We start from the raw sequence: 13,069 nt of genomic DNA on the forward strand, positions 1-13,069 counted from the left end.
ATGAGTGATGATAAAAAGATCTTTGTTGACGAGAATTGGAAAGACCAGGTCGAAGCTGAAAAAGCAGCCTATGATGAGCAGCCCAAGACGGACGAAGCGAAAGATGCTCAAGCTCAATCCTTGCCCCCGGCAAGTTTTGAAATGCTGGTAAGCACTTTCGCCTCGGAGGCACTGATCGCCCTAGGGCAGGTGCCCAATCCGATGAACAACGAGTACACGATCAGTTTTGAGCACGCTCGCTATACCATCGACATGCTGCAGGTTTTGGAAGAGAAGACCAAAGGAAATCTCTCGACAGAAGAAGCCGCCATGCTCGAAAGCCTGTTGCATCAACTGCGAATGGCCTTTGTCGCCTTGCAGGGGCAGGTCAAGGAGCAGGCAGCCGCAGAGCCTACCAAGTCAAAGCTGGAACTCTAAAAGAACTCGCCGACGATCACATCCCTTTAAAGCCGCCCCCGGAAGGGGGTGGTGGCTCTCAATAAAAAAATCACCATGCCCAGCCGGCGATTTCCGCGGCTTTATGAGCCCAATAGCCTGTTAGGATGCGACTTGCATTTCCCACCGGGTGACAAACGGAGGGTTGGTAATGGCTATCGTGCCGACCGGGCATGGTGACGAAATAGCGGTTAGCTATTAGCAGTTAGTCCTTAGCCAGAGACCTCTTGGAATTACTCTTGCTAATGACTAATAGCTAATACCTAACTGCTTTCTAATCCGCTAACTCATCAAACAAACTTCTGAACTCTGGCATGTGCTCCCCGATGTGCTCGCTCCAGCGCGAGGGATTCCATACTTCCACGCACACCGCGGCGCCGACGACCAATAGTTCTCCTGCGGGTTCTACTTCTAAAAAAGTCCGAAAACTGTCGGGAACTGCGATACGTCCGCGACCTGCTATCGGAACCGTCTTATGGCGGGTGGAGAGCAACCGACCGAACATCTGCACTTTGTCGATCCGCCCTCCAAGTCTGCCACTTCGTATTTTGCCAGTGACCAGTGAGACGCCTTCACGCAGCCATTTGTCCCACTCCTGCGGGTGCCAAATGCTGACGCAGCCGGGCTGCTCCTTGGCCAAGACGCATTCGTTGCTGTCGTCACTGAGTTCCTCCGCCCACTCCGCAGGCAGTGAAAACCGAAACCGTTCGTCCAACGAACGCGCCCATTCACCGAGAAACAATTCGGAGGTTTCGGCCATGGAGTACCCATCGGACAGCATTGACTACGCCACGATAAACTCCTTTTATGGCTTGTTTCCCCAATAATATGCTTAATAAAGCCTATATTGGGCTTATATCCCACTTAATAGGGGAGATTTTACCCGCTTTTGGAACCCATGCAAGTACGAGATCGGGAGAAATACGAGATTCGCTGAAAAGCAAGCAAGGGAGAGCAATCTGAGGAAGACAAGGGTTTTCTGATAGCCCTCGGCGGAAGCCGTGGGTTCGCTACCCTTCCCCCAACGTCTTCTTCTTGCGCAGCAGGTGATGATAATGTTGCGCAAACCGGTGGGCCTCGTCGCGGATGTATTGCAGGAGCCGCAGGGCGAAAGAATGGCGTGTAAGCCGTAGTGGCTCGCCGCGACCGGCGACGAAAATCAGCTCCTCTTTTTTTGCTAGGGAGATCACACGTGGTGGTTCGATCCCCAGCGAATCAAAGGCTTTGAGCACACTGTTGAGTTGCCCTTTGCCGCCGTCGATCAACAACAGATCGGGAAACATTTCGGTATCGTCGCGGAGCTTAGCGAATCGGCGGGTGACGATTTCCTGCATGCTGGCGTAGTCGTCGATCCCCTCGACTTCACGGATGCGATAACGCCGATAGCCCGGTTTGAAGGGCATGCCATCAATGAACTGTACAAGGCTGGCCACCGTTTCGTCGCCTCCCAAGTGGGCGATGTCCATCCCTTCGATGGTACGCGGCGCGACTTTGAGCTTGAGAACCTTTTGTAGTCCTTTCAGGCCTTTTTGGGGATCGATATAAAACACCTCCGGCTGAACATTCTTATCGAGATCGCCTCGCTCGTTGAGCGATTCGAGCATCGCAATCTCATCACGCAAACGGGCGGCCTGTTCGAAGCGGCGTGCTGAGGCGGCCTCCTGCATTTCCTTCTTCATTTCTTTGAGCAGTGGCTTGCGTTTTCCCTCCAGAAACTTTTTCAAGCGACCGATGTCCTTGCGGTACTCTTCTTTCGAGATGCGTAAGCTGCAAGGGGCCGTGCATTGCTTGATTGAAGCGAGCAGGCAAGGCCGAAACCACCGCCACCGCTCATCCTCGGCGTCGATGTCGAGCGAACAGGTGCGGAATTGGAAGACGCGTTGCAGCACCTGGATCGCACCATTGAGACTCCCGGCACTGGTGAAGGGGCCATAGAGTTTCACTCCCGAGGAACGGGGCTCACGGGTGACTTCGATGCGGGGAAAATCTTCATGGGTCGTAATCTGCAAGTAGGGGAATGTCTTGTCGTCGCGCAACTCCTTGTTGAAGGGGGGTAGAATGTCCTTAATGAGTCGCGCCTCCATCAAGAGGGCATCGACTTCGCTTTCTGCATCCATGAAATCAACGTCATAGACCGCTTGGACCAGTTTACGAGTCCGCTGATCCTCGGCGGCGGCTTTGAGAAAATAACTCCCTGCACGGGCACGCAAATTCTTGGCCTTGCCAACGTACAGCACTCGGCCTGATTGATCCTGAAAGAGATAGACTCCCGGGGTATTCGGGAACTTCGAGCGCACCTTCTCGCCGGCACGCAGAAAGAATTCTGCTTGCGTTTTCGGTTCTGGTAGGTCGTGAGTTGCGTCCGATTGGTCGTCCATGGCACGATAATCGTAGGTTATCGCAGCGGGTTCGGCCAGCTTAGCTAGATTTGGAATGGGCGGATCCGCGACGATCCGTCCCCACCTACACTCCAGCAAAGGTCCGCATGTCTGCCTCCATCTTATCCAGACGCTTGTTGAGCATTTCTTTGGCGCGATCGAGATTAGAGAGTTGCTCTGGTGGTTCGTAGGTGAACATGTAGAGCTTGATTTTAGGTTCGGTGCCGCTGGGGCGGATTGCAACGTAATTCCCGTCAGCCTCAAGGTCGAGGATTACGAGGTCTCCCTTCGGTCCTTCGAGTTTCTTTTTGGAGCCATCGGGCAACACCGTTTCCTTGTTAAGGTAGTCGCGCATCTGTTTAAGATTGAACCCAGCAATCGACTGCGGTGGCGCCGAACGGAACTGCTGCATGACTTCCTTCATGCGGTCCATTCCCTCACTGCCAGGCATTTGAACGGAGACCGTGCGTTCGGAGTGCAAGCCATGTTGCCAAAACAAGTCATCTAGTTTTTCGTGCAATGTTTTCCCGTCAGCCTTAAGCTGAGCCGCCAATTCGCAAAGCAACAAGGCACCGGCGGCCCCATCTTTGTCGCGGACGTGCTGGCCAGCCATGTAGCCGTGCGATTCTTCGGTGCCGTAGAGGAAATCATTTGCCCCCTGTTCATCAATGACTCCGGCGATCCATTTGAACCCGACCAGTAAATCGCCAAAAGTTCGCACACCATAACTGTCAGCGATCCGGCGGATGAGTTGGGTAGTCACAAGCGTGGTGACGATAAACTTCTCTGGCGATAAATTACCGGCTGCTTGTCGAGTTTGCAGAACATGCTCGGCCAGAAGGGCACCAAGCTGGTTTCCTGAGAGCGTATCCCAGTCGGACTTCGGATCCGTCGTGAGAGGTGCAGAGCAACCGATCCGGTCACAATCTGGATCAGTTGCCAAGGCCAGATCTGCGTCAACAGAACGAGCTTGTTCTACAATCGAATCGAATACTTTGGGATTTTCTGGGTTGGAAACATGCCCGGGTACATTAGGAAAATCTCCATCCGGTTTGGCTTGCAAAGCGAACAGTTCCACGTCTTGGAACCCAGCTTTTTCTAACACAGGACAGACGGCACTAGCGCCCACGCCGTGCAGCGGTGAATAGACGACCTTCAAGTCGCGAGGTCCAGGAGTAGAAAGCTGAACCACGGCATCGATGAATTTCCGATCCACTTCTTCCTGACATTCCACAATCTGTCCTGCAGCCCGGGCCGTGTCGAAGTCGGCACGTTCGATTGTCTGGACAGACATCACTTCGTCGATCACACCTTGATCATGGGGAGGGAGCAGTTGGCCTCCGGTGGACCAATACGCTTTCACTGCGTTGTCGCTCGGCGGATTGTGGCTGGCGGTGACCATAATCCCGCAGGAGCAATTCTTGTAGCGCACCGTGAACGAGAGTTCCGGCGTGCTGCGATAGCCTTTGAGGTAGTAAACTTTGAAACCCGCAGCCACCATGATCTCGGAGCAGAGCCGCGAGAAGTGTTCCGAGCGATGGCGTGTGTCGTAGGCAATGGCACAGGCCAATGGAGCATCCGCTCCAAGTTGCGATTTCACGTAATTGGCCAATCCCTGCGCACTCTCGCCAATCGTGCGGTCGTTGATGGCATTGCTACCGATCGGGTACATCCGTCCCCGCCGACCTCCCGTGCCAAACGGGATAATGGTCCAAAAGGCGTCGTCGAGTTCCTGCCACTTCCCTGCCTCGATATGCTCGTTCACCAGCGGGGCATAATCTGCGTAGCGAGGCTCGGTGAGCCACGCACGGATATTTTCGGCGGCTGTGTCACTTAGATTGTCGGCAGCAACGGCTTGTTCGACCTGTTCCATGATGGCAGCGGTCATTGCAAATTCCTCGTTAATTGGCAGGAGCTCTCAACTAGTTCAATCATGGTAAGACAAATTACAACAAGGTGTCCCAGGGGACCAGCTAGCGATCGGCACTAGGGCGTGCCGCTGGCACAGATTTACTCACGAATTGGCTTTTCATCTCGGGGGCAGCAAGTTCTACGGCAAAATGAGTTAATCTCAGGTTTTGTTGCTCGTCGTGGCAGGTCTGTGAATGATGCAAACCATTGCAGCGTATGTATTTAGGCCTTATTCGGCAAGACACAGAATTTTCGCGGATTTCTTATCAAATCCGCGAACCTTTGTGCCAAAATTGACTCTTCACAGGTATTCGCGAGAGCGGGACGCATGAAAAAGGCAAGGTTTCGCTTGACCTTTAGCAATCCTCTAGCGAAACTCCTATTATCGGGTCGATAACCTGTGCAGGCGACCAAAGTGGTTTGTCCACACTGCAAGTCGACATTTTTCCTTCGGATCTCTCTAAGCAGCGCTCGGCGCAGCGAGGGTAATCATGCGTAATATTTCAAGCACCATCAGCACCTTTGGCATTCAGATTATTCGCCAGGGCATCACGCTGATCGTTCGCCGTGAAGCATTTCGCTCCCTTTGCGCCAATTCTTCACGAGCGCTCCAGTGGTTAGCGTCCTACGTGTCTATAGACATGTGCGACGTCATGTGGCATGTGCTCAGCGGGAAGCCCGCGTCGCACAAGGCCTGCTGCTTTGCCCTAGCCAAGCAGCAGGAGCGGAATGTGCGAGTTACGCGCCCCCGCTCAGTCAGCTGATTCTGGGACTCCCAGGCACTAGCAACGCCTCCCAAAATTCAAGTTGACCGCTAACAGCCCAAGCCCCTGATCGCGCACGGCTGTTCGGCAATTGCTCCCACTTGACCATCGGTCTAATTTTCCGCTGGCGTTTTTCGGGCACTTACATGCCCTCCCGACGCGCGGCTTATTTTGAGAGATAACGAGAGAACCATGAGTACTTTGTATTTGGATGATATCGAGACTGAAGAGATCAGCAATGAAGACCTCGTTCGCGCAGCCCAACTGGGCGATTCCAATGCGTTCGGGGATTTGGCAAGTCGATTCGAGCGCATGGTTTATGTGGTCTGCTGGCAGCGGCTACGCAATCACGATGAGGCACTTGAAGTAAGCCAGGATGTATTTATCAAGGCTTACGAAAAGCTTTACCAGCTCGAAGAGCCTGCCGCATTTGCGGGATGGTTGCGACAGATTGCTGTCAGACAAGCAATCAATCGGGCTACCCGTCGGCCTCCGTCGATTGCTGTTGAACCCCAGAGCCTGGACAATGCCGACAATCGGCACGTTGCACCGCTTGACTCGCTGTTGGCGTCGGAGCGGGAAACTCAATTGCACCAAGGCTTGCGGCGATTGGCATCGCTGGACCGTAGCACGCTGGAAGCGTTTTACCTAGACGGTCGCTCGATCAACGAGATGAGCGATGATTTCGATGCCCCCGTGGGCACGATCAAACGACGATTGCACGTAGCACGAAAGCGTCTCGCTAGAGAACTCGAGTGCTTGCAGGCAGTATAAGCCGTCTGCGTAAAGGCAACGCTGGGGGATTGCAATCCTCCGGCGTTGTTTTTTTCCATTATTTCTTAGAGGCCATCGCTCCGCAGGACACGCAGATCCAGCCGGTGATCATGGCAACGCCCCCCAGGGGCACGATTGCTCCCAACCAGCGCAAGCTTTCAGGTCCCAGCGCCATAACATAGAGGGAGCCGCTGAATAGTGCGATCCCTATCAGAAAAAGTGTTGGAGCGGCGCGAAACCACTGAGAGGCATCACTGAGTTCAGTAATTAGCACGGCACACAAGATGCCTATCGCATGAAACAGGTTGTAGCGCACGCCCGTCTCGAACCACTGCATGCGCCGAGCAAGATCGGCTTCGTAGCCTAGGTTGAGAATCTTCTCCTCCAGACCGTGCGCTGCATAAGCACCCAGTGCGACCGCAATCGCGGCGAGGAAAGCTCCCAAGGATAAGGCAACACGATTGGACATGAGGTAAATGACCAATTTCCAATGACGAATGACCAAAGCAACTCACTTCGTCATTCGAAATTTAGATTTCTTTCGTCATTGGGTACTTCGTCATTCGTCATTTTCTCCACCTACTCCTGCGAAATTCCCAGGCGTTCCTCTTCTTCCTCTTGAATGATGATATGAGGCGTGACCATCATCATCAAACTGTTGGTATCTCGTCCGATGCCAACGTTGCGGAAGAGTCGATCCACATAAGGAATCTTACCCAACAGCGGGACGCCAAATTCGCTCCGCTGCTCACTCAACCGTTTCACTCCGCCTAGCAGAACGGTTCCCCCATCGGGGACGCTGACCGTGGTCGCTACGGTAATGATCTGGAACGTCGGCAACTGAACTGTCGTACCACTCCGGGTGATCTGTTCTGCATTGTCCTCAGTCTCGTCATTGCCATCCTGACCCGAATTGGTGCTGTTGCTCACCGAGGTCGTTTCTGATCCTTCGAAGGTAAAGGTATCCACGTCACCGATTTGACTGAAGAATGGAACCAGCGTGAGTCGCACATAACGACGATCGTCAGAGACGACGGCCTGGACAGTCAACAAGGTACCTTCTGATAGCACCACGATCACCGGCTGTTGTGCGGCCGCGAATTCTCCGACCACAGGAATCACACTAATCACGAACGGTCGCAAGGAGGTGTCAGCCACAATACCTTGCTGGCCATTGAAGAGCGTTACCTTGGGGGCTTGCAGCACGTTCGAGCGTTGGTCTCCTTGCGACGCATTAATCAAGAAGAATGCTTCGATGTCGCTTAGGATCGCGAATCCAAACGAGCCGACATCCTGGAATCCACCAACGGTGGGTTCCGTCAAACTGAACGAATTATTGCGATAGGGGATGTCGAGATCGACCGTGAAGTCAGGCAGTGGATCCGTCAAACCGGTTGGATTGCTGGAAATACCGACTGTTGCACTGGCTCGACTAGGCTCGAAAACAGGATTAGCCGTATTCGTCAGATTCGCTATGTGAGTTCCGTCTTCGATATTGAAGTCGAAATCGATACCGATTCGCTCAAAGAATTGGTCGGACAAACGAATGAAGCGGACTTCGATCGTGACCTGTAGATCCTGCAATCTACGCAGTTGTTCCAGCAGGTCACGGATCTGATCATGGACTTTTTGAGTCTGGCTAATCACGAGACTGAGATTCGTGGGGAAGGGTTGGATTTCTCCTTCACCACTACCGTTCTCCATCCAACTGTCGTACTCCACGGTCGTCACGATCAGATCGATGAGAGAATCGAAGTCAGCATTCGCCGCCCCACCCAGTCCACCTGGACCACCTCCCATGGGAACCGACGATGCACCGGGCGCGCCGCTGTTTGCTCCGAATTGCTGGGCCATTGCACCACCTGGCATCATGCCATCCTGTGGAGGAGCACCTGGAACCATCGCAACGGGAGCCGATTGTCGGGCACCATTGCTGAACGGTACGGCCGCATAGGCATCGTTGATCAGCCCTTGCAAACCCATGTTGTTGCTAGGTACGAAATTGGGAATTGGAATCACGAGGTCGGCGACGTTATAGGTGCGAGTAATAAGATCGCCATCGCGGATTTGCTCACTCGTGATCTTAAGAACTTCGTCTTTGATCATATAGGTGAGATGCAATGGCTCAAGAATCAGGCTCAAGGCACTCTTAAGCGAAATCTCTTTGCCCAGGTTGAGGGTAACTGTCGCATCGCTTTGCACTCCCTCTTGGCTCAAACCGCGAGGATCGAGATGGATATTTATCCCGGCAAGCTTCGACAATCCATCGACCACCTCGGAGAGAGGCATGTTGTTGTAGCTGGGTAAAACCGGCGTACGAAGCTTTCGCTCAATTTCTAGCTCACGTTCAGTGCGATAAGAATTGCGATCGCTAGAGCCTTTGCGATTTGGAATGTCTTTCCAATGCTCAATATCATAGGTGATCGGATCATTGGAGTCTCTCATGCCTTCGGCGGCTGTGAGCCTGATGTCCTGGGTCACCCGCATGAATCCGTCTTCGGCAATATTGGCTATTTCTTGATTGAGCTTCTCCCGGCGGATAAACTTCGCACTTTGCCATACTTGCTGAGCAACTGGTTCTTCAGGAGCCATCTCATAAAGTCGTTGCGCGACCACCTCTGCCTCGGCATACCGGTGTTCATCAATTAACCTGTTAAATTGATCCACCATCTCGGCGATCTTCTCTTGAACCTGGATTTTGACGGCGCGTTTGCGATCGACTTCTTCCAGGACCTTGTTGTTGGCCTCGTCGAGTTCGATTTCGGATTGGTGTTCTTTGATGTAGCGCTGTGTCTCGGCAATGCTTAGCTCAAGCCGACGCTGGAGTTGAGTTTTGGTGCTCTGGTCCAATTCTGACTTGGTGACCAACTCGCCCGCTTCTTCCAGGATTGCAAGAGACTGGCGAGGATCGGTTTCACGAAGCTTGGCTGCTTCGGTTTGGCGCTTGCCGATTTCCGCAGCCAACTGGCGCGCAATAACGACCTGTCCGCTTGTGGCGGCGTCGATCAGGGTATTTCCTGTTGCGCTCGAAGGGCTCTTTTCGGGACTAGCTGACAGCATCTGCAAATGGTCCTGCAGCTGCTGCTGGTTGGTCAGGTCGAGCTCACCCCGACGCTTGTAGGCCTGACGGAATAACTTTAGTGCCTGGGCACGGTCTCCAGCGCGCAGAGCAACTTCCCCTTCTTGCAACAGGGCAAAGGGATCCATCATTTCGGGTGCCAGATCTTTAGTCACCACATCTTCAGCCAAAGGTAACGGCTCTGGCTCCGTGGTAGGCAACTGAGCAATTTTGGGGATGGCAGGTGTTTGATCGAGATTTGGCAGGGTCAAATCAATAGGCACCGCGGCCGCGGCGGGCGCGACGGACTGATCGAGGAGCATTCGATTGGCAGCAGAACCTTGAGGTTCTGCTGTATTGGCCGCGACTTGGTCAACAGTGACGTTGTTTGCGTTGGATTGAGCAAGCTTGGCTCTGCGCGTCTCACGAATCCGGCTGAGAAGTTTGATTGGATTGGTGTCTTCGATTCCCAAGGCAGAATTCAAACCGGCTGCCTCGGAAGCCGCGCGTTCGGCATTCTCCAAATCACCCCAATTGAGCAGGGCATCTCCTTGAGTAACAAGAAACTTTGCGTAACTGTGTTTCCAACTTGCAGAGTTGTCTTTCGTAGATTCCAAATGTTGGAGTTCGGCGATCGATTGGGCAATTCGCGTGGGAGAGTCTTCCGACTCGGCATATTCCACTTGGAAAGTTCGAGCCGTCTCTAGATGCTTGGCAGCTTGTGGCAAATCACCCACCACCAAGGATTGGCGCGCAGCCAAAAGCAAACGATCACACGCTTCACGACTCTTCGGTTGAGTAGCGACTGGATTGGAACTACTAGTTTCCTTTGCCACGACCTGTTCAGGATTGGCGAAGGGATTCGCGACTTGATTGGAAGCGGACTTCTGCACCGATCCGCTGGGGCGGTTGCTGATGAGCTTATCGAGATCTCTACGCACCCGCGCTGGAGTATCCCCAAAATGCAAGACCGGATAGGTCGGCTTCGCATTCTCGGCGCGCTGCAGCAAGGTATCTGCCAGGGAGTAATCCCCCTGGGCCATCGCCTGCCTGGTTCGCGACAGCAATGAGTCTACGTCAGACAGGGTCAGTACAGCGCTAGATTGCGCAGTATTGTACGTCTCCGCTCCTGTTGAAGGTGCTGCCGGTACTAAAATGGCAATCATCCACAATACGTAGCAGCAACCAACTCTTTTGATGAACCGGTTCAACTCGATACTCCTTTCGAGATCTGTGCCTAATCCTTGGCTGAGTCTCGCAACACCACGTCAGCAAATGTGTCTCAATAAAGCGTGATTCACATCGACTGCCGAGGTGTAACCACCCCGATTGATATTTGCGTAAATAGGTACGTTCCGCTGCCCTCTTTCGGAGGACCTGTCCAAGTCTCCTTGGAGACGAGAGGCAGTTAAATACTTGGCAGGTAGATTAGCGTCAAGTGCAGAAATAGAACGGACGCAAATTTGAGAAAATTTGAGTCGCAAGTGATACAAAATTCTGTGCTAGCGTCGCTATCGCCAACGGATAGAAACTAGAAAAACAGCGCAACAAGATTTCGAAATAGCCGCCGGGGCAACCCGATGGTGTTGGGGAATCGACCATCGGCTTCCGCCAACTGCTAGGAAAAGTAGGTTCGCTATTTCAGAACCCTCCTCGACCTCCTCGTCGTCCACCCCCATAGCCCCCTTCGCCGCCATAACCACCACGCGTACGGTCATTCTGACCTTGTTCAATGATGGCATCAAATTCCTTGACAGTAGGTTCGTCTTTCAGTTCTTGCTGAATACTCAGCTTTCCAGCAGCATCCATCAGGACCACGCGGGCCGGTGCAATCAGATCACGATTTTTGGAAGAAAGATCTTCACCGCCACGCATATCGATTACTGTCGCACCTGTTCGGAAATCAAATTCAGGGGCCTTAAATTCAGGATCATCCTGTGGGTAGCGATTCGACCAAATGATCATCGCCTTTTCCAATAGATTCATTACGCTGCCGCGAATGAAGGACTCTTTAATAGCAATTTCTGCCGCGTATTCACTATTGAGTGCCTTAATAATCATCTCCACCTCTGGCTGAGAATTGAAGCTCGTCTCCTTTGCGGGCTCGGAACTCGCCAGATAGATTCGGGCCGGTAGTGGTACACTTGCCACAGGGCTCGGTTTGCTCCAATCGGTCAAGCGATAACGCTTTTGCGATTTCGAGAGCTTCTCTCGACGCTGGTTGACCGAGGGGTCGAGATAGGACAGAGAGACTCGATTGTTGACATCAGCGAGCGCTAAACGAACGCGATAGCGATAGCGATGTCCCGGTTCGACACTGTTATCAAAAAAGCGTAGCAATACGTTGGAGGTCTTGTGGTCCCAAACGAAATCAGCAATCTGAACACCGCTTCCGGCACCTAATCCGTAGCCGCCACCTCGTCCACCACCATATCCTCCACCGTAGCCTCCTTCGCCACCGTAGCCTCCTTCACCGCCATAACCACCACCGTAGCCTCCACGGCCACCGCCGTAGCCTCCTTCGCCACCATAGCCACCGCCGTAGCCACCTCGTCCACCGCCGTAGCCACCCTCAAATTCCCCACCTCGTCCCATTCCCATCTCGTTTTCAGGTATGCGAGCTCGACCAAATCCTTCGTCTTCTTCGGCATCCTCCTCGACTGGAGTTTCGGCCGCTGCTTCGAGTTTTTCCGCTTCGAGAATAGCATCTTCGACAGCCAATGGCATCGAAGAGTGGCTCACACGGTTGTCCCATTCCTTGAGGATTAGTGGCGGCAAAGGATGCGTGAGTAACGGGTGAACGAAGCGGCTGGCCACCACTTCCGGAGGATTCACTGGATACGTGGCAAGCTCTTCTTGCAGAGTCGATTCTTTTATGGAGGAAATCACCTCCCAGTCGCCTTGGCCTTGGTTGGTGACTTCCGCTCGCTCGACGATGTAACCGAGATAAATGGGCATATCCCGTTGGGGCTCGTAGCCTCGTGCCGACTGGAGCGCGTCTTCGTACATCTGGTTTTGAGCTTCGTAGGGAATTTTTGCCAGCACGGTCACCCAGGACTGGGGCCGGACGGTTTCAAATCCCTGCAGCGCGATGCCTACCTGAGGCGGAACGACAATGGAATCGTTGCGACTCCGTGTCGGAGGTTCGTCGCGGCCTCTGTCGCCTCTTTCTCCACGGCCTCTGCCTCTTCCCCTGCCACGTCTATCGCCATCTTCATCTCGATTCCTCGCTTGCTCAGCTTCCATCTCCCGCTCTTGGCGTTGCTTTTCAGCGGCGGCTTCGAGTTGTCGTTGCTTGATCTGATCTGGGTTTGCAGACGCCCACAGACCGGAGTCAGAGTTAACTTCCAGATCTTCAGGTGCCAAGAGAACGGGATCCGTACGTGGCCCCATGGGTTGGATAACAGGTCGGTTAAGGGGGGCTATCCGAGGAAAGTCTTCCTTGGAGGGTGGCTTCATCGACTCCACATCGAGAGGATCCGCCTTAAGCACTTCCTCTGGAGCTACCTCGGCAATCTTTTGATATGTAAAGCTCTTGATGTGGTCCTCCGCCTGCTGTGCCAGATTAGTGAGAGTCGCCGGGTCTTTTCCAGACTCTAGCCGACTTACACCCATAGCCGACCACAGCAACCATCCCGCACAAGCCAGTATCGCTATCATGCCGAGTTTCTCGCCATGAGCGAGTAACAAACGAACAATCGCGTTTCCACCTTTGAGATTTGCTTTCATGGTCAATGCTCCGTTATTGT

At 53.4% G+C, this 13,069-nt stretch carries 9 protein-coding genes; 3 read left to right on the plus strand and 6 right to left on the minus strand.

All coding sequences use genetic code 11. The features are described from left to right. A complete protein-coding gene (locus Pr1d_RS08555; RefSeq protein WP_148073147.1) occupies positions 1 to 417 on the plus strand; it encodes a DUF1844 domain-containing protein in 417 nt (138 codons plus the stop codon). Positions 418 to 709: 292 nt separating this feature from the next. On the opposite strand, the gene Pr1d_RS08560 is transcribed toward Pr1d_RS08555, so the two are convergent. The 3 genes from Pr1d_RS08560 to Pr1d_RS08570 all read right to left on the minus strand — a co-directional run bounded on the left by Pr1d_RS08560 (position 710) and on the right by Pr1d_RS08570 (position 4,701). Next, positions 710 to 1,195 (minus strand): division/cell wall cluster transcriptional repressor MraZ, encoded by a 486-nt coding sequence (locus Pr1d_RS08560; protein WP_168205128.1) that lies wholly within the window; start codon positions 1,193 to 1,195, stop codon positions 710 to 712. Between the two features lie 250 nt (positions 1,196 to 1,445). Then, positions 1,446 to 2,813, minus strand: a complete 1,368-nt coding sequence (locus Pr1d_RS08565; protein WP_148073149.1) for an excinuclease ABC subunit UvrC — start codon at positions 2,811 to 2,813, stop codon at positions 1,446 to 1,448. Between the two features lie 85 nt (positions 2,814 to 2,898). After that, on the minus strand, positions 2,899 to 4,701 hold the full coding sequence (locus tag Pr1d_RS08570; protein WP_148073150.1) for a phospho-sugar mutase: 1,803 nt from the start codon (positions 4,699 to 4,701) through the stop codon (positions 2,899 to 2,901). Positions 4,702 to 5,215: 514 nt separating this feature from the next. On the opposite strand from Pr1d_RS08570, the gene Pr1d_RS08575 reads away from it, so the two are divergent. Both Pr1d_RS08575 and Pr1d_RS08580 read left to right on the plus strand, forming a co-directional pair. Then, entirely contained in the window at positions 5,216 to 5,488 is a 273-nt protein-coding gene (locus Pr1d_RS08575; protein ID WP_148073151.1) for a hypothetical protein, read from the plus strand. A gap of 192 nt (positions 5,489 to 5,680) precedes the next feature. Then, on the plus strand, positions 5,681 to 6,262 hold the full coding sequence (locus Pr1d_RS08580; protein WP_148073152.1) for an RNA polymerase sigma factor: 582 nt from the start codon (positions 5,681 to 5,683) through the stop codon (positions 6,260 to 6,262). 58 nt (positions 6,263 to 6,320) lie between these two features. Here Pr1d_RS08580 and Pr1d_RS08585 read toward each other — a convergent pair whose 3' ends face one another. The 3 genes from Pr1d_RS08585 to Pr1d_RS25995 form a co-directional block, all read right to left on the minus strand. After that, positions 6,321 to 6,731, minus strand: a complete 411-nt coding sequence (locus tag Pr1d_RS08585) for a DUF423 domain-containing protein (protein ID WP_148073153.1) — start codon at positions 6,729 to 6,731, stop codon at positions 6,321 to 6,323. Between the two features lie 110 nt (positions 6,732 to 6,841). Then, the gene (locus Pr1d_RS08590) at positions 6,842 to 10,486 is read right to left on the minus strand and encodes a type II secretion system protein GspD (RefSeq protein ID WP_168205129.1); all 3,645 of its coding nucleotides are present in this window, start codon (positions 10,484 to 10,486) and stop codon (positions 6,842 to 6,844) included. A 475-nt stretch (positions 10,487 to 10,961) separates the two neighbouring features. Next, positions 10,962 to 13,049 carry a hypothetical protein gene (locus Pr1d_RS25995; RefSeq protein ID WP_210417925.1) on the minus strand — a complete coding sequence of 696 codons (2,088 nt, stop codon included), beginning with the start codon at positions 13,047 to 13,049 and terminating at the stop codon, positions 10,962 to 10,964. Positions 13,050 to 13,069 lie beyond the last annotated feature (20 nt).

This window comes from Bythopirellula goksoeyrii (genome assembly GCF_008065115.1).
Classification (GTDB): domain Bacteria; phylum Planctomycetota; class Planctomycetia; order Pirellulales; family Lacipirellulaceae; genus Bythopirellula; species Bythopirellula goksoeyrii.